This is a genomic window from Pectobacterium sp. CHL-2024 (assembly GCF_044751765.1).
Taxonomy (GTDB): domain Bacteria; phylum Pseudomonadota; class Gammaproteobacteria; order Enterobacterales; family Enterobacteriaceae; genus Pectobacterium; species Pectobacterium brasiliense.
Map to the genome: position 1 here is coordinate 307977 of NZ_JBIXKO010000002.1, position 18251 is coordinate 326227.

Below are 18251 nucleotides of genomic sequence, written 5' to 3' on the forward strand. Positions count from 1 at the left end.
GGGAGCCCAATCGGCGTCGAAAACGCCATGCGTGCTTACGGGTAACAGTGTGGGGTCGATGGTGATGAATTCCACACACCAATACCATATTGGAGACGTGCAAACCGTTATTGCTGACCTCTGCACTGCTGAGCATTCTCGATACCATGTCGGCATTCCTTATCCAAGACATGGTATCGATGCAGCTTTTTCACATACGTATGATGTGTACCACTAAAAACGCCATTAATGGCATGGCAAACATCACTATCTGTTCTTTTTTACAATAATAATCAAATGGTTGAGAGTAAACCCCTATTCCCACTCAATCGTCGCCGGTGGTTTACCCGATACGTCATAAACGACGCGGGAAATGCCATCGACTTCGTTGATGATGCGGTTGGATACGCGGCCTAAGAAATCGTATGGCAGGTGTGCCCAGTGCGCGGTCATAAAGTCGATGGTTTCTACCGCGCGCAGCGCGACAACCCAATCGTATTTACGGCCATCGCCCATCACGCCCACGGAGCGAACCGGCAGGAAGACGGTGAAGGCCTGACTGACTTTGTTGTACAAATCGGCTTTGTGCAGTTCTTCAATGAAGATCGCATCCGCACGACGCAGCAGGTCACAGTACTCTTTCTTCACTTCACCCAGTACGCGCACGCCCAGACCAGGGCCTGGGAACGGATGGCGGTACAGCATGTTGTACGGCAGACCCAGTTCCAGACCAATCTTGCGCACTTCGTCTTTGAACAGCTCTTTCAGCGGCTCAACCAGACCCAGCTTCATTTCTTTCGGCAGGCCACCCACGTTGTGGTGTGATTTAATCACGTGCGCTTTGCCGGTCGCAGAAGCCGCAGATTCGATGACGTCTGGGTAGATGGTGCCTTGCGCCAGCCATTTCACGTCAGTTTGCTTGCTGGCTTCTTCATCGAACACTTCAACGAACACGCGACCAATGATTTTACGCTTGGCTTCCGGCTCATCTTCACCCGCCAGCTCGCTCAGGAAGCGATCTTCCGCCGCAACGTGAACAATGTTCAGACCGAAATGATCGCCGAACATTTCCAGCACCTGATCGGCTTCGTTCAGGCGCAGCAGGCCGTTATCGACAAATACGCAGGTCAGACGATCGCCAATCGCACGGTGCAACAGCATCGCGGTAACGGAAGAATCCACGCCGCCAGACAGACCCAGAATCACGTGATCGTTGCCTACCTGCTCACGAATACGGTTCACCGCATCGTCGATGATCTTGGCTGGCGTCCACAGTGCTTCACACTGGCAGATATCAAGAACAAAACGCTCCAGCATGCGCTGGCCCTGACGGGTGTGCGTCACTTCCGGGTGGAACTGCACGCCGTAAAAACGCTTCTCTTCGTTCGCCATGATGGCAAACGGACAGGTATCGGTGCTGGCAACGGTCTCAAACCCTTCTGGGATGGCCGTCACTTTGTCGCCGTGGCTCATCCAGACATCCAGCAGCGGTGCGCCTGAGGCGCTCAACGCATCCTGAATATCACGCACCAGCGCGCTATCCGTTTTCACTTCGACCTGCGCATAACCAAACTCACGCTCGTTGGAACCTTCAACGTGGCCACCCAACTGCATCGCCATCGTCTGCATGCCATAGCACACGCCCAATACCGGTACGCCAGCATTGAAAACGTATTCTGGCGCACGCGGGCTGCCAAACTCGGTGGTGCTTTCCGGGCCGCCGGACAGGATGATCCCGTTCGGATTAAACCCGCGAATCTGTGCTTCCGTGACATCCCATGCCCACAGTTCACAGTAAACGCCCAGTTCACGCACGCGACGTGCAACCAGTTGCGTGTACTGTGAGCCGAAATCCAGAATAAGAATGCGGTGTTGATGAATGTTTTGAGTCATGAGGAGCATGTTCCAAAAAGCAAAAGACAAAAGCGAAAAGTAAACCCAGCTAACCGCTCCGCCTTATGTAAAGGCAGAGCGGCGCGAAATAGTACAGGGTTTATTGCGTTAAATCACCTTATGAACCCATACGGTAGTTCGGTGACTCTTTAGTAATGGTAACGTCGTGAACGTGGCTTTCCTGAATGCCCGCGCCGCTGATGCGTACAAACTCAGCCTGCGTGCGCAGCGCGTCGATAGTCGCGCAACCGGTCAGACCCATGCAGGAGCGCAAGCCGCCCATCTGCTGGTGAACGATCTCTTTCAGGCGGCCTTTATAGGCTACGCGGCCTTCGATACCTTCCGGCACCAGTTTGTCAGCGGCGTTATCGGTCTGGAAGTAACGGTCTGATGAGCCTTTGGACATTGCGCCCAGTGACCCCATCCCGCGATAAGATTTGAATGAGCGACCTTGATACAGTTCGATTTCACCTGGAGATTCTTCCGTACCCGCCAGCATGGAACCGACCATGACACACGCCGCGCCTGCTGCAATGGCTTTAGCAATGTCACCAGAGAAGCGGATACCGCCGTCGGCGATGACCGGAATGCCTGTGCCTTCCAGCGCTTCAACCGCATCAGAGATAGCCGTAATCTGCGGTACACCCACGCCCGTTACGATACGGGTCGTACAGATAGAGCCAGGGCCGATACCCACTTTCACTGCACTAACGCCCGCTTCAACCAGCGCTTTTGCACCTGCGCCCGTTGCCACGTTGCCGCCGATGATTTCGAGGTTCGGGTATTTAGCACGTGTTTCACGAATGCGCTGCAATACGCCTTCGGAATGACCGTGTGAGGAGTCGATCAGCAGGACGTCAACGCCTGCGGCAACCAGCGCATCAACACGCTCTTCATTACCCGCGCCTGCGCCAACCGCTGCACCTACGCGCAGGCGACCGTGTTCGTCTTTACACGCGTTCGGTTTACGTTCTGCTTTCTGGAAGTCTTTTACCGTGATCATGCCGATCAGGTGGAATTGGTCGTCAATCACCAGCGCTTTTTCGACGCGTTTTTCGTGCATTTTTTGCAGCACGACATCACGCGCTTCGCCTTCTTTGACGGTGACCAGACGCTCTTTTGGCGTCATGAATGCGCTAACCGGTTTTTCCAAATCGGTAACAAAACGCACGTCACGACCGGTGATGATACCGACCAGTTCGTTGTCTTTTGCCACAACTGGGTAGCCCGCGAAACCGTTGCGCTCGGTCAGCTCTTTCATTTCACGCAGCGTCGTTTCTGGCGTTACTGTTTGTGGATCAACCACAACGCCACTTTCGTGTTTTTTCACGCGGCTAACTTCTTCAGCCTGACGCTCAATGGACATATTTTTGTGAATAAAGCCCAGACCGCCTTCCTGCGCCAGCGCAATGGCCAGACCGGATTCGGTAACGGTATCCATCGCTGCGGACAGCATAGGAATATTTAGGCGAATGTTTTTCGTCAACTGCGTGGACAGATCGGCAGTGTTAGGCAGAACAGTAGAATGAGCGGGAACCAGGAGGACGTCGTCAAACGTCAGTGCTTCTTTAGCGATACGTAGCATGGGCAATATCTCACCAAGGTGGATGTAAGAATAGATAAAATATTGCCGTGGCATTATACAGAGCGTAATCGGTTGCCTCCAGCATTATTTTACTAAAATGCTTGATTACCTTTTTCAGGTAGGTAGTATCGATCAATTAAGTGACTGTTTTAAAATTTGATCTGGCTCACAATGTCTCAGTTTCCCTCCTCTGCAATTTTTACCGTTAGCCGCCTGAATCAGACGGTTAGACAACTGTTGGAAATGGAAATGGGCCAAATTTGGCTCTCCGGCGAAATTTCCAACCTCTCTCAGCCCTCATCCGGCCACTGGTATTTCACGCTAAAGGACGAACGTGCGCAGGTGCGCTGTGCGATGTTCCGCACCAGCAACCGCAGAGTGACGTTCCGCCCGCAAAACGGTCAGCAAGTGCTGATTCGTGCCACCATCACGCTATATGAACCTCGCGGCGACTATCAGCTACTGGCGGAAAGCATGCAGCCCGCTGGCGATGGCCTGCTACAGCAGCAGTTTGAACAGCTCAAGCAGCGCCTCGCTGCCGAAGGGCTGTTCGACCAGCAGTTTAAGCAGGTTCTGCCCTCTCCCGCCAAACAGGTCGGCGTGATTACGTCAGCCAGCGGTGCCGCCCTGCACGATATTTTGCAGGTGTTGCAGCGCCGCGATCCGTCGCTGCCGGTGATCGTGTATCCCACGTCGGTGCAAGGCGCGGAAGCGCCGCTACAGATTGTTCGCGCTATTGAGTTGGCTAACCAGCGGGATGAGTGTGACGTATTAATCGTCGGGCGCGGCGGCGGTTCGCTGGAAGATCTGTGGAGCTTTAATGACGAACGGGTCGCCCGCGCTATCTTCGCCAGCCGCATTCCTATCGTCAGCGCCGTAGGCCATGAAACCGATGTCACTATCGCCGATTTCGTCGGTGACCTGCGCGCACCCACGCCGTCGGCCGCTGCCGAGTTAGTGAGTCGTAACCAACTTGAGCTATTGCGTCAGATACAGTCCCAGCGCCAGCGTCTGGAAATGGCGATGGATTATTACCTTGCCCAGCGCAATCGGGACTTTACCCGTCTGCACCACCGTTTACAGCAGCAGCATCCGCAGCTGCGACTGGCGCGTCAGCAGGCACAGCTGGTTAAACTGCGTCAGCGGTTGGATGACGCCATGCAGCAGCAGCTTCGACAGACCACGCGCCGGAGTGAACGCTTACAACAGCGTCTGATGCAACAACAGCCGCAGACTCGGATTCATCGTGCGCAGCAGCGTTTGCAGCAGTTGAGCTATCAGATGCAAAGCGCAGTAGAACGTCAGTTGAATCAGAACAAGCAAAAGCTAGGCATCGCCTGCTCGCGACTGGAAGGCGTTAGCCCGCTGGCGACGCTGGCGCGTGGCTATAACGTCACCACCGCCCCGGATGGTAAAGTGCTGAAAAACGTCGCGCAAATTTCCCCCGGCGAAACGCTGAAAACCCGCTTGCAGGACGGCTGGGTAGAAAGTCAGGTCACGACACTGGCTCCGAATCAAAATTCCGTGAAAAAGCGGCGAAAACCCTCATCCCCGACGCAAAAATAACGCGATCGGCATAAAATGCGCGAATGGGGATTTGTCCGAAAACAACGGCGATCCCCCATTCTTACCCCCGGCATCTGAACTATACTCATTCCCTGCTCACTAACTTAATACCCGTTATACTTCAAGCTGCATGTGCGTTGGCTTTCCTCGCTCACCCCAGTCACTTACTTAAGTAAGCTCCTGGGGATTCGCTGTGTCGCCGCCTTCCTGCAACTCGAATTATTTAGGGTATACATCCACCGTTTTCACCGCACGGGTTATCAGCCTCTGCGCGGTGACGCGGATAGGATAAAAAGACAGTGAGCTTTGTTGATCGTCTGTGTTACCCCTGATGAGCGTTTTCAAGGAGATGAGGTATGAAGTCCAGACCGATTTGTAGCGTGATCCCCCCTTACATTTTGCATCGCATTATTGCAAACGGCACAGACGAGCAGCGCCACTGCGCGCAACAAACGCTGATGCACGTTCAGTCATTAATGGTCAGCCATAATCCACGCCCGGAACCCCATGAGAAACTAGCCGCGGGGCAGGCAAATCGCAACATTCACGATGCCGAACAGCAACAACAGCTGCCCGGCAAGCTGGTGCGCGCTGAAGGCCAACCCAGCAACGGTGATATCGCCGTCGATGAGGCCTATAACTATCTGGGCGTCACTTACGATTTCTTCTGGAAAATTTTCCAACGTAACTCGCTGGATGCCGAGGGGCTGCCGCTGGCTGGCACCGTACATTACGGTCAGGATTACCAGAATGCCTTCTGGAATGGGCAGCAGATGGTGTTCGGAGATGGCGACGGCAAAATCTTTAATCGCTTCACGATTGCGCTTGATGTGGTCGCGCATGAACTCACGCACGGCATCACCGAAAACGAAGCGGGACTGATCTATTTCCGCCAGTCCGGTGCACTAAATGAATCGCTGTCCGATGTCTTTGGTTCCATGGTCAAGCAGTATCATTTGGGGCAAACCGCTGAGCAGGCCGATTGGCTTATCGGTGACAAGCTTCTGGCCGATGGTATTCACGGCATGGGGCTGCGGTCGATGTCTCATCCGGGCACCGCGTATGACGATGAGCTGCTCGGTATCGACCCCCAGCCCTCTCATATGAGTGAGTACGTGAACACGCGTGAAGACAACGGCGGCGTGCACCTGAATTCAGGCATTCCCAACCGGGCATTCTATCTAACAGCCATCGCACTGGGCGGCCATTCCTGGGAAAAAGCGGGTCGCATCTGGTACGACACGCTGTGTGATAAAGCACTGCCGCAAAATGCGGATTTCGAAATTTTCGCGCGCCACACCATTCAACATGCCGCTCAACGTTTTAACCACACCGTTGCCGATATCGTCATGCAGTCGTGGGAAACGGTAGGTGTGGAGGTACGGCAGGAGTTCTTATGAAAACGCTGCCAGAGCTCAACAACGATGCCATCATTGAGCTAGCGCGTGAAGGGGGATTCGCTTTTATCCCCAAGCTGGCGGGGCCGCGACGCTTCGCGCTCGCCAGCGTACCGCCATCCGAACGGGAGCGGATTTGTAACGCGATCCGTAATGCCGCTCCTCAGGCTCGCGAACCCGGCGAACCCGATGGCCCTGGGCGCGGCGACCAGTTTTATTACCGCATCCACATCAGCTACTGCCAACCGCAGCAGAACCAATACACCGATGTCATTCTGCTGATCCCCGAAGACCGCGCGCCACCGGAGCTGACCGAACTGTGGCGCAACGGCGTACAGGAGTAACTATTGATTAAGTAATAACGGATTTAATCGGCAGGCGCGTAGCTGAATACGACTTGCCGTTTGGAAATCATCCCGTGCTGCTGGCAGAAGTAATCCACCGCACCGCAGGCTTTCAGTTCCTGAAGCGAGTGCTTACATTCAGGGCACGCAGCCTCACGCAGATAATCCTGCAGGCAGGTAGTACACTGAAACCGCGCACCGCTTTTCCAGGCCAGAGGATGATCACAGCTCGGACAATTTGCTTCCATGTTTATCCTCTCGTTTCACCACGTTCAGGCAGCACATTTCTGTCCAATTCCGGCAGCATAACCACGCTTTCCTGATCGTTGGCATCAGTACGGGAAATCACCAACACGGCGACATCGTCACTGGGATTATAGGGCAAATGCGGGACATTCTCAGGGATATAGAGGAAATTGCCTTCGGGTAATTCAATCCAGTTTTCAAGCTGCTCCCCGTAATACATGCAGGAAATGCCGCTTAGCGCGTAAATTGCCGTTTCGTGATGTTCGTGCTTATGCGCCTTTCCCTGCGAACGCGGTGGAATCCACGCTAACTGCATATGAAGATGTTGAGCCCCCACCGTCTCGCGTGAAATCCCAACAGAATAAACCAAGCCTTGTTTGCCCTGATACTGGGCCTGCGGGGCAATCCGCTGGCAATATACGTCCCGCTCAGAATGCTTTGTTTTCATCACTGCGCCTCAGGAAGAAGACTGTCCAAGAGTACGCTATCAAATTCCTGTTCTGTCAGCCAAAAGACAAGACGTAAGACTCTGTCACTTACTGCAACAGGAGCCACCAGCGCTGAAACACATCAGGAAACATGATGAACCCCGCTGACTTTGGCTTGATTACCGAACACTTTTGCTTGATTACAGAAGGTCGTCACCATGAATACTCTCGAACAAGCCGCTCTCCACGCCCGCGCTAAATCACGCCCAGTGAACGTAAAAAGTAGAGCCCCAGCGCAATCATAAAGAAGGCCCCTACCGTGGTCAGCCCAATGATATTAGCCGCAAGCGTCGCGTTTCCACCCATCGCCCGCGTCATCGCATAGCTACCTGCTGCGGTTGGCGTTGAAGAAAACAGAAAAATGATTCCCAGCTCAACACCGCGGAAGCCAACAAGCCATCCACCCAGCGTGAGTAACCCAGGCACAACGAATACCTTCGCCACAGAAGAAAGCACGGCAACATTGGACGAACGGAACATACTACGCCACTCCAGACTGGCACCCGCACAGAGTAACGCCAGCGGCAGCGCCATGGAGGAAATAAAACCGCCCGTTTGTTTAATCACGCCCGGCATCGGCAGTTGGCTTTGTCCATAGGCTGCCCCCAGAAGTAGGCCAATAATCAGCGGGTTTGTCACAATACCCCGCAGCAGTTGGCTTACCGGAATCTTCTGTTCGGGCGATTGTCGCTGCAAGCTGCGCGTCAGCGTAATGACAGACAGCGCGTTAAACATAATGACCGTCACCATCAAATACAACGAGCCAACAGCAATGCCTTCATCGCCATAGGCACTCATGGCAAAAGCCAGCCCCATCACGCCAGTATTCGACCGGAACCCGCCTTGTACGAAGATGCCACGTTCCTTCGGATCCTTAACTAGCCTCGTCGCCGCAAGCTCCAGAAGCAGAAATGTTGCCAATGTTCCGACTGTGCCATACACCACCAGCGGCCACTGGCTTACAAAAGACTGTTGATTACTGGCAACACTGAAAAACAGCAGACAGGGAAGAGAAACGTTGAACACCACCCGCATTGCCGTATCACAAAACGCATCATTTAGCAGATTGAGTTTGCGCAACGCGATACCCATAAACAACATCAATAAATTGGGCATCGTGACGTTAAACGCAAAACTCCAGGTTTCCCAGGACATTACTTTCCTTGATGAGTATTTGTTTTGTTAAAATGGTCGTTTTATTAAAATGGTTCGTTTTGTTAACGACGGCTCGTTTCGTCTCTAACAAAACGGGGCGAATATCGCTATTCGCCCCGTAAATAAATCACTTACTTTTTTTAAGATGCGACATCAAACGCTTACGCTTGCGTAGCTGGTTTGGTGTCAGCGTGTTGCGCTTGTCCGCAAAGGGGTTTTCCCCTTCTTTAAATTGAATACGAATCGGCGTACCCATCACTTCCAGCGAACGGCGATAGTAGTTCATCAGGTAACGCTTGTAGGAATCTGGCAGGTCTTTCACCTGATTCCCGTGGATCACCACGATCGGCGGGTTATAACCACCGGCATGCGCATATTTCAGCTTCACGCGGCGACCGCGCACCAGTGGCGGCTGGTGATCGTCTGATGCCATTTGCATGATACGGGTCAACATGGCCGTACTGACGCGACGAGTAGCGCAAGAATAGGCTTCGGTTACCGACTCAAACAGGTTGCCCACGCCGCTACCGTGTAGCGCAGAAATAAAGTGAATACGGGCGAAATCGATAAAGCCGAGACGCAGATCCAGCGTCTCCTTCACCTGCTCACGCACTTCCTGCGACAGGCCATCCCACTTGTTCACCACGATCACCAGTGAGCGCCCACTATTGAGGATAAAGCCCAACAGCGAGAGATCCTGATCGGAAATACCTTCGCGCGCATCAATAACCAGCAGGACTACGTTGGCATCTTCAATCGCCTGCAATGTCTTGATGACAGAGAATTTTTCTACCGTTTCCGTTACTTTGCCGCGCTTACGCACCCCGGCGGTATCAATCAGAACGTATTCACGTTCGTCGCGCACCATAGGGATGTAGATACTGTCACGCGTCGTGCCGGGCATGTCGAACACCACCACGCGCTCTTCACCCAGAATACGGTTCGTCAGCGTGGATTTACCCACGTTCGGACGCCCAACAATCGCCAGTTTGATCGGCAAATCTTCAGGATTGAAATCGTCTTCTGCTTCTTCTTCGCTGGCCTGCTCTTCTGCTTCTAACGCTGCCCAATAAGCCGCGTTCTCTTCTTCTTCAGTTAGCTCGACCGGCTCTTCTATTTCATCCTGTACAAACGGCAGCAGAACCGTTTCCAGCAGCGACGTTACGCCACGGCCGTGAGACGCCGCGATCGCGTACACTTCGCCCATTCCGAGCGAGTAGAAATCCGCCGTGACCATATCCGGGTCAAGGCCATCGGTTTTGTTAGCGACCAGCACGGTCGTCTTTTCGCGGCTGCGCAAATGCTTGGCAATGCCTTCATCCGCAGGCATCAACCCCGCACGAGCATCCACCATGAACAGCACGATATCCGCTTCTTCAATCGCGACCAGCGATTGACCCGCCATGCGCGTTTCCACGCCGTCTTCGGTGCCATCGATACCACCGGTATCGACGATAATAAATTCATGCCCTTCCACTTCTGCACGACCATACTTGCGGTCACGAGTCAGCCCAGGGAAATCCGCCACTAATGCATCACGAGTGCGCGTTAAGCGGTTAAATAGCGTGGATTTCCCCACATTCGGGCGCCCGACCAGCGCGACGACAGGTATCATTGTTACAACCTCATTACTTATATTTCAATACATTACAGCGAAATACTCGCTGACGATAAAAAGACGAAACGGCCCCTGATAATGTCAGGAGCCGTTATACGAGCACACCCAAAACGCTGTGCTCCAAATTGATACGGATTACTTAGCGAGTGAACGCGTAGACATCACCGTTTTTCGCCTGAATCAGCAGCTTATCGCTGGCAACCACAGGCTTGCTCAGGAAGCCCGAGCTATCCACTTTTTGCTGCGCCACGAAGCGACCATCCGCCGTATTCAGCCAGTGCAGATACCCTTCGGTATCGCCGACAACCAGATAACCATTATACAGTGCCGGAGCCGTTAAGTTACGGTGCAGCAGATCACTTTGACGCCACAGGCTCACGCCGCCGTTGGTATTCAATGCAACAACGCGATCGTCCTGATCGACCAGATAGATGCGGTCGCCGTCAATAATGAAATCATGCACTGAACCCAGTTCACGCTTCCACAGAACCTGACCAGAACGCAGATCCAGCGCGGTCATGTTGCCATTGTAACCCAGCGCATAAACCACTTCGCCCGCAACTACTGGCGTGGTGTCGACATCGTTCAGACGATCGATTTCAGTTGCACCACTCGGCTGTGAAATACGCTGTTGCCAAATGAGCTGACCCTGGTTGATCATCACGGCGTTTACACGACCGTTATCACCACCCACAATCGCCGCACCAAATGCGGTTGTCGGAGCAGATTCACCGCGCAGAGACAGCGTCGGCATATCCAGGTTGACGCTCCACTTAATTGCGCCATCGGCTTCATTCAATGCCTGTAGCATACCGTTGCTGGTGTGAATCAGCACCACGCCGTCGCTGACGACAGGGCGAGACAGCGCTTCGCCAGCCACTTTGGTTTGCCATACTGGCGTACCATCTTCCGAATTCAGCGCATAGACCTGCGCCCTTTCGCTGCCGACATAGACATGGTTACCAGAAACCGTTACGCCGCCGGACAGCAGCGCCGGGTTATTGCGGGAGAAGAAATTAGTCTTCTCTGACAGATCCGCGCGCCAAATCTCTTTGCCGTCACTCAGATCCATCGCTTTCACGGTGCCACGACGATCGGCCGCAAAAACGCGATTATCCTGCCATGCGGGGTGAAGATTGGAATAAAACTCACCAATCCCGCTCCCAACCGAGCTGTTCCACACCTTGGTTGGCGTGAACTGGTTTTCCACCTGCGGCAGTGGAGACATAGTGACAACATCTTCTTCGCTGTTAAACAGCGAGCATCCGCTCAGCAGGGCAACAGAAACCAGTCCTACCAAAAGTGTTTTACGCAATTGCATGGAATTCCTCTTAGCTGGACAGGTTATTCAGTTTCATACGCAGTAACGCTTGCTGTGCCTGCGATGGATTGGAAGACAACCCTTTGTTGTAGGCATCACGCGCAGCCTGATTATCCCCTTTGCTCACCAGAATATCACCACGCACTTCCGCAGCCTGTGATGCCCAGCCTTCCAGCTTGATGGCATCCAACGTTTTCAGCGCGTCATCCGCTTTGTTTTCCTGCAGTTGAACCCGCGCCAGACGCAGATTCACCACGGCCAGCAGGTCCGCATCTTTAGTCTGCGACTGCGCCTGTACCAGTTGCTGCGCTGCTTTAGCAAAATCTTTCTGATCAACGTAATGACGAGCCAGTTCCAAAGAAGCCAGCGCGCCATAGGTATTCTTATTCTCAGCCGTAAATTTCTCGGTTGCCGTAATCGCGTCGGCTTTGCCTTCGGCCAATTGCTCCGTCACCTGCTGATAAGATGAAGATGCTGCCATTACGCTGTCATTTTGGTGACTTTGCCAGAAACGCCAGCCAACCAGTGCGCCGACGCCTAGCACAACACCGACAACTAACGCCTTTCCGTTCTCCGCGAGGAAACGACGTAGTGCATCAACCTGTTCATTCTCTGTGGTATAGACTTCCACGGTGTCTCTCTCCTCAATCCAGTAACGTTGCCAGCCGCGATGCGACGTCGGCCTGTGCCAATGTATCCTGCTCGCCATTGCTCAGGTTTTTAACCACAACCTGACCGGCCGCCACTTCATTTTCGCCTAATACCAATGCGACGCGTGCGCCCCACTTATCAGCGCGAGCAAATTGCTTCTTAAAGTTGCCACCACCGTAGTTGGTCATCAGTTTCAACTGCGGCAGCGCGTCACGTAATTTCTCCGCCAGCTGCATGGCCGCAACCTGCGTTCCCGCACCAGAAGAAATCAGATAAACATCTACGCCTGACTGTGCTTTGAAATCCGGGTTCACAGACTGCACCAGCAGAACCAGACGCTCCAGACCCATTGCAAAACCAACCGCCGGCGTCGCGTGCCCGCCCAGCTGTTCCACCATACCATCATAACGCCCACCGGCACAGACCGTGCCCTGCGCGCCCAGACTGGTGGTCACCCACTCAAATACGGTGCGGTTATAGTAATCCAAACCACGAACCAGACGCGGATTAACGGTATATGGGATGCCGGACTGCGTTAAAAGTTCACCCAGTGCCTCAAAGTGTGCACGTGACTCATCATCCAGGTAGTCCGTCAGCACTGGCGCGTCGTTCAGCAACACCTGAATCTGCGGATTTTTCGTATCCAGAACGCGCAGCGGGTTGGTGTACATCCGGCGCAGGCAGTCTTCATCCAGCTGATCTTTATGCTGTTCGAGGAACGCCACCAGCGCTTCGCGATAGCGGGCGCGCGCGTCTAACGAACCAATCGAGTTCAGTTCCAGCTTCACATGATCGGCGATGCCCAGCACACGCCACCAGCGGGCTGTCATCAGGATCAGTTCGGCATCAATATCCGGCCCTTGCAGACCAAACACTTCACAGCCCAACTGATGGAACTGACGATAGCGCCCTTTCTGCGGACGCTCGTAGCGGAACATCGGGCCGACGTACCACAGCCGCTGTTCCTGATTATAGAGAATACCGTGCTCAATACCGGCGCGGACGCAGCCAGCCGTCCCTTCCGGGCGCAGAGTCAGGCTATCGCCATTGCGATCGTCAAAGGTATACATCTCTTTTTCGACGACATCGGTCACTTCACCGATAGCGCGCTTAAACAGCGGCGTTTGCTCAACAATCGGCAAACGAATTTCATTATAGCCGTAGCCGCTGAGCACCTGTTTCAGGCTGTTTTCAATACGCTGCCACAATGCCGTTTCGGCTGGCAGGTAATCGTTCATGCCACGGATGGCTTGAATATTTTTTGCCACGTCAGTTCTCTATGCGTTTTTCAAAAAATAAACCCGATTATAGAGGGATTGTCGTCGCATCTTCAATGCGGGGCATCCCCATCGGGTTCAGGAATCGTGAATTAGGCGGGTGACGGCAGACCGTCACGCCGTCAGAGTTACTTATCTACCAGATTGACGGTAATACGCTGATTTTCGTCCATCATGGAGGCTTTCGCGCGGATCTTGGCTTCTAACTGATCGATCATCTGTTCGTTATCGAAGCGCTCTCTCTGCCGCACGCCGTCTTCATAGAAGCCGCTCTTGTTGTGTCCACCCGTAACACCAATGGTGGACACCAGTGCTTCACCTGGACCATTTACCACACAACCGATAATCGAGACATCCATCGGCGTGATGAGATCTTCCAGTCGTTGTTCCAGCGCGTTCACCGTACCGATCACGTCAAATTCCTGACGGGAACAGGTCGGGCAAGCAATAAAGTTGATTCCGCGTGAACGAATGCGCAGTGACTTCAGGATATCGAAGCCGACTTTCACTTCTTCAACCGGATCGGCCGCCAGCGAGATACGCAGCGTGTCGCCAATGCCTTCAGACAGCAGCAGACCGAGGCCAATAGCCGATTTCACCGCGCCGCTACGTGCGCCACCCGCTTCGGTGATACCAAGGTGCAGCGGCTGATCGATACGCGCTGCCAGCAGACGATAGGATTGCACGGCAAGGAAGACATCCGAGGCTTTAACGCTGACTTTAAACTGATCGAAGTTCAGGCGGTCGAGAATATCGACATGGCGCATCGCTGATTCCAGCAGCGCTTCCGGCGTTGGCTCACCGTATTTTTCCTGCAAATCTTTTTCCAGCGAACCGCCGTTAACGCCAATGCGGATCGGGATATTGTTGTAACGCGCGCAGTCGACAACCGAGCGAATACGCTCTTCGTTGCCAATATTGCCGGGGTTGATACGCAGACAGTCAACGCCGTACTCCGCGACTTTCAGCGCGATACGGTAGTCAAAGTGGATGTCGGCGACGAGCGGGACATTCACCTGCTGTTTGATAAGCTTAAAAGCTTCCGCCGCGTCCATGGTTGGTACGGAAACGCGGACGATATCGACGCCAACACGTTCCAGCGCTCTGATTTGGTTGACGGTTGCTTCAACGTCGGTGGTTCGGGTGTTGGTCATGGATTGCACCGCAATCGGCGCACCATCACCAACAGGCACCTTGCCGACGTAAATTCGTGTTGATTTTCGACGGGTTATGGGTGCAGCGTTATGCATTACTTCATCTCCAACATTGCAGTCTTACCTGAACAACACGTTATTCTGCGGTCAGCGTCAGGCGTGCAACCTGATTGCTGCGCACAAAGCGGCTTAAATCAACCGGCTTGCCTTGAAATTGAATCTGTACCGCAGCAGGTGCACCGATTTTCAGTTTATAGGGTGACTGACCATCCAGATTCAGTGTGCCACCATTACGCTGCATGCCGCTGAACAGTTTTTTACCGCTGGCATCGGTGACTTCCAGCCAGCAATCGGCCGTGAACGTCATCACTAATGCATGAGCAGCAGGGGCTGGATTGGTTTCCGCTACCGTACCCGCAGCGGGAGCTACAGCTCCGGCACCTAACAATGCATTACCCGCAGGCTGTGCAGCGTTCGCGTGTGAAGGTGATTGGCTGGAAGGTGCAGCAGACGGTATAGAGGCAGAAGAAGGCGTTGACGGTGTCTCTGATCCAGTGGCTGAAAGGTCGACGGGTGTAGAAACCGGTGCCATAGAAGAATCCGGCGTCGCCGTTTCCTGCGGTGCGCTGTTGTCCATTAGCGGAACGGACTGCCCTTCCGTTTGCGCCTGCATCGAACTGGCGTGATCCACCATGCTGTTGATTTCCGCCTGCTGAGCCTGATGGTTTTGCCACCACCATGCGCCCGTTAGCCCCAAAACAACCAGCACGACCAGCCAGGTGATTGTCATCAACCAGCCATCACGCTTTTTGCGGCTTTTTTTCAGCGAAAAACTCTGCATCGGCGAAACAGAGATCGTTTTAGGTATGGCCTGTTTATCCACAGAGGGAAGCAGTTCATCTTCGGGTAAATGAACCAGCTTGGCATAAGAACGGATATAGCCGCGCAGAAAAGTCGGCGCTAAATCGGCAGGCGTCGTACCGTCTTCAATATCGCGAACGGTGGTGATTTTAAGGCACAAACGCTCAGCAATAGTTTGCTGAGTTAGCCCAAGGCGTTCACGCGCCTCACGCAGACGTTCGCCGGGTAGTTTTGCTTCTGTTGTATCTTGGGTGGCTTCAGTATTCATTAGCTAAGAAATGCTGGTACTGTTTAGATTGTGGAAAACTTCGCGCCAGCACGTTGCCATAACGTTCTTTATCGCCATCATGGCCCGCTAACGCGGCGAAACGAATCTGTAACCATAAGCTTTCGGCACTGGCCGGAAGACTATGCTGATAAACATCAAGCAGCAGCCGCGCTTGCTCATTTTTCCCGGCAGCAAACTGTTTGTTTGCTTCCGCCAGCAAGGCACTGCCTTTCGTCGGGTCATACTTCAGCGCTCGACTTAATAAATTGCGCGCATCTTCAGCCTGTCCGGCATTGAAAAAGCAGTATCCCGCATTTTCCAACGCATCAGCAACCTGACTGTAATCAGGAAGTTGTGCAGCCGCACTAAACTGTCGCTGAGCCGCTACATACTGCCCTAAACTACACAGAAACGCACCGTAATTATTCATGACGCTGCCATTTTCCGGCGCCATGTTTAACACATGTTGATAACGCTGTTCAGCCAGACGATTTTCACCTATCCGCTGCTCGTAAAGCGCCATCCCCAATTGTGTTCGATAATCCTGCGGAGCAATCGCAACCGCCTTCTCAAGATTCTGCCGAGCCGCATCCAGATTATTGTGCGCCAGGTAGGTCAACCCTAACTGCAAGCGGGTTTGGGCAACCGCTGGATTGGTCGTCTCCTGAGACGATTTCACACACCCCACCAGCAACAGCACCGCAAACAGGCCACTCAGCCAATACGTTCCCTGTGATAAAGACACTCTCTGCCATAAAGAAAGTCTCTGTGATAGTGGCTTTGCCATCCCTGCTCCCTCGCCTTGTCGTCTTTGCCAGACATCCTGACCAGCGAGGTTACCTGAATATGAACAGAGTGGCAGCCGGACCTAACAACAACGCGGCACGCCTCGCAATTTGCTCACTTTTGCCCTGCAAATTACCTCAGCGGACGACGTCGGGTTAGCGCTTCACGTTAACCCGCGCCCATTTGTTATCAGACCGCCTTCACCGCGATAGGTTCACCGGCCATTTTCTTCTTCAGCGTACGTTTGGTTCTGTCTACGACTTCACCCGCCAGCTGACCGCAGGCGGCATCGATATCATCCCCACGGGTTTTACGTACGATCGTCGTGAAGCCATACTCCATCAGTACCTTGGAGAAACGGTCAACGCGGCTGTTTGAGCTGCGGCCATAAGGCGCGCCCGGGAACGGGTTCCACGGAATCAGGTTGATCTTGCACGGCGTATCTTTCAGGCATTCAGCCAGTTGATGCGCGTGTTCGGTGCCGTCATTGATATGATCCAGCATCACATACTCAACGGTAACACGTCCCTGATTCGCATTGGATTTCTCCAGATAGCGGCGCACCGCGCTCAGAAACGTCTCGATATTGTACTTTTTGTTGATCGGCATGATTTCGTTGCGGATGTCGTCGGTCGGCGCATGCAGAGAAATCGCCAGCGCAACATCGATCATATCTCCCAGTTTATCCAACGCAGGCACCACGCCTGACGTGGACAGCGTCACACGGCGCTTGGATAAACCAAAGCCGAAGTCATCCAACATGATTTCCATCGCCGGCACGACGTTAGTCAGATTCAGCAGCGGTTCGCCCATGCCCATCATCACGACGTTGGTGATGGGGCGCTGACCGGTAACTTTAAACGCACCGATAATCTTCGCCGCACGCCACACCTGACCGATGATTTCCGATACGCGCAGGTTACGGTTAAAGCCCTGCTGCGCCGTTGAACAGAATTTGCATTCCAGCGCACAACCTACCTGAGATGACACACACAGCGTAGCGCGATCTTCTTCTGGAATATAAACCGTTTCAACCCGTTGACCGCCCACCAGAATCGCCCACTTGATGGTGCCATCGGAAGAGCGCTGTTCGTCCACCACTTCAGGGGCGCGAATTTCAGCGATCTCCTGCAATTTGCTGCGGAAGACTTTGTTAATATCCGTCATCTGGTTGAAGTCATCACAGCAGTAGTGATAAATCCACTTCATGACCTGATCGGCGCGGAACGGTTTCTCTCCCATCGACATGAAGAGGTCACGCATTTGCTGGCGGTTAAGATCCAACAGGTTAATTTTTTCCGCACTGGCTTTGACGGATTGAGAGGCATCAGCAGACGCCGGAGAGAATTCGGACACGGTTTGCTCGGATACGGTAGTGTTAGATGCGGTAGTGTGAGATGCCGTCGTTTCAGACACGACGGTTTCAGACGCGATTTGCTTAGACATTGTCAATCCTGGCCTCGTTATTACACGTTATGGCGCTAAAAAGAAGGTTGAATTCGATGGTTATGACCAAAGAAACGCCCCGGATAAGTGCAGGCTCATCCGGGGCGCAGCATTGTACAAAGTTTAAAACAGGTAAGCTACCATCACCGCTTTTTTTCTGTGTCATTACGTCGACACGGCGCACTAACGCAACGAAAAAGAAGCAACATCACACGC

16 protein-coding genes are annotated in these 18251 nt (G+C 53.4%); 3 read left to right on the forward strand and 13 right to left on the reverse strand.

The features are described from left to right. Positions 1–294: 294 nt before the first annotated feature. Both guaA and guaB read right to left on the reverse strand, forming a co-directional pair. Positions 295–1872, reverse strand: a complete 1578-nt coding sequence (gene guaA, locus ACIPUG_RS06335; RefSeq protein ID WP_014916196.1) for a glutamine-hydrolyzing GMP synthase — start codon at positions 1870–1872, stop codon at positions 295–297. 118 nt (positions 1873–1990) lie between these two features. Beyond that, positions 1991–3457 (reverse strand): IMP dehydrogenase, encoded by a 1467-nt coding sequence (guaB, locus tag ACIPUG_RS06340; RefSeq protein WP_014916197.1) that lies wholly within the window; start codon positions 3455–3457, stop codon positions 1991–1993. 171 nt (positions 3458–3628) lie between these two features. Here guaB and xseA point away from each other — a divergent pair, with 171 nt between their 5' ends. From xseA to ACIPUG_RS06355, 3 genes are all read left to right on the forward strand, one after another. Continuing rightward, entirely contained in the window at positions 3629–5023 is a 1395-nt protein-coding gene (gene xseA / locus ACIPUG_RS06345) for an exodeoxyribonuclease VII large subunit (protein ID WP_400337918.1), read from the forward strand. Positions 5024–5379: 356 nt separating this feature from the next. Continuing rightward, complete coding sequence (locus ACIPUG_RS06350) at positions 5380–6423, forward strand: M4 family metallopeptidase (protein WP_039463883.1); 1044 nt, start codon at positions 5380–5382, stop codon at positions 6421–6423. After that, positions 6420–6764, forward strand: coding sequence for a protealysin inhibitor emfourin (locus ACIPUG_RS06355; protein WP_039284523.1), 345 nt, complete (start codon positions 6420–6422; stop codon positions 6762–6764). Before ACIPUG_RS06350 ends, ACIPUG_RS06355 begins: the two co-directional genes overlap by 4 nt. Positions 6765–6787: 23 nt before the next feature. Here ACIPUG_RS06355 and ACIPUG_RS06360 read toward each other — a convergent pair whose 3' ends face one another. The 11 genes from ACIPUG_RS06360 to ACIPUG_RS06410 form a co-directional block, all read right to left on the reverse strand. Continuing rightward, positions 6788–7012 (reverse strand): zinc ribbon domain-containing protein, encoded by a 225-nt coding sequence (locus tag ACIPUG_RS06360; protein ID WP_180773745.1) that lies wholly within the window; start codon positions 7010–7012, stop codon positions 6788–6790. Positions 7013–7014: 2 nt separating this feature from the next. Beyond that, a complete protein-coding gene (locus ACIPUG_RS06365) occupies positions 7015–7458 on the reverse strand; it encodes a cupin domain-containing protein (RefSeq protein ID WP_014916202.1) in 444 nt (147 codons plus the stop codon). Between the two features lie 235 nt (positions 7459–7693). Beyond that, a complete protein-coding gene (locus ACIPUG_RS06370; RefSeq protein ID WP_010280041.1) occupies positions 7694–8653 on the reverse strand; it encodes an AEC family transporter in 960 nt (319 codons plus the stop codon). A 127-nt stretch (positions 8654–8780) separates the two neighbouring features. After that, positions 8781–10268, reverse strand: coding sequence for a ribosome biogenesis GTPase Der (gene der, locus ACIPUG_RS06375; protein ID WP_014916204.1), 1488 nt, complete (start codon positions 10266–10268; stop codon positions 8781–8783). Between the two features lie 142 nt (positions 10269–10410). Further along, on the reverse strand, positions 10411–11592 hold the full coding sequence (gene bamB, locus ACIPUG_RS06380) for an outer membrane protein assembly factor BamB (RefSeq protein WP_040044161.1): 1182 nt from the start codon (positions 11590–11592) through the stop codon (positions 10411–10413). A gap of 10 nt (positions 11593–11602) precedes the next feature. Continuing rightward, positions 11603–12223: a YfgM family protein gene (locus ACIPUG_RS06385; protein WP_010280046.1), complete on the reverse strand. Its 621-nt coding sequence runs from the start codon at positions 12221–12223 to the stop codon at positions 11603–11605. Positions 12224–12236: 13 nt separating this feature from the next. Next, positions 12237–13511: a histidine--tRNA ligase gene (gene hisS / locus ACIPUG_RS06390; RefSeq protein WP_205533240.1), complete on the reverse strand. Its 1275-nt coding sequence runs from the start codon at positions 13509–13511 to the stop codon at positions 12237–12239. Between the two features lie 137 nt (positions 13512–13648). Next, a complete protein-coding gene (ispG, locus tag ACIPUG_RS06395) occupies positions 13649–14770 on the reverse strand; it encodes a flavodoxin-dependent (E)-4-hydroxy-3-methylbut-2-enyl-diphosphate synthase (RefSeq protein WP_010280052.1) in 1122 nt (373 codons plus the stop codon). A 40-nt stretch (positions 14771–14810) separates the two neighbouring features. Further along, on the reverse strand, positions 14811–15803 hold the full coding sequence (rodZ, locus tag ACIPUG_RS06400; protein WP_400337922.1) for a cytoskeleton protein RodZ: 993 nt from the start codon (positions 15801–15803) through the stop codon (positions 14811–14813). Next, a complete protein-coding gene (gene pilW / locus ACIPUG_RS06405; RefSeq protein ID WP_400337924.1) occupies positions 15793–16590 on the reverse strand; it encodes a type IV pilus biogenesis/stability protein PilW in 798 nt (265 codons plus the stop codon). The genes rodZ and pilW overlap by 11 nt, the downstream gene beginning before the upstream one ends. Before the next feature lie 188 nt (positions 16591–16778). Continuing rightward, positions 16779–18035, reverse strand: coding sequence for a bifunctional tRNA (adenosine(37)-C2)-methyltransferase TrmG/ribosomal RNA large subunit methyltransferase RlmN (locus tag ACIPUG_RS06410; RefSeq protein WP_219606065.1), 1257 nt, complete (start codon positions 18033–18035; stop codon positions 16779–16781). Positions 18036–18251 lie beyond the last annotated feature (216 nt).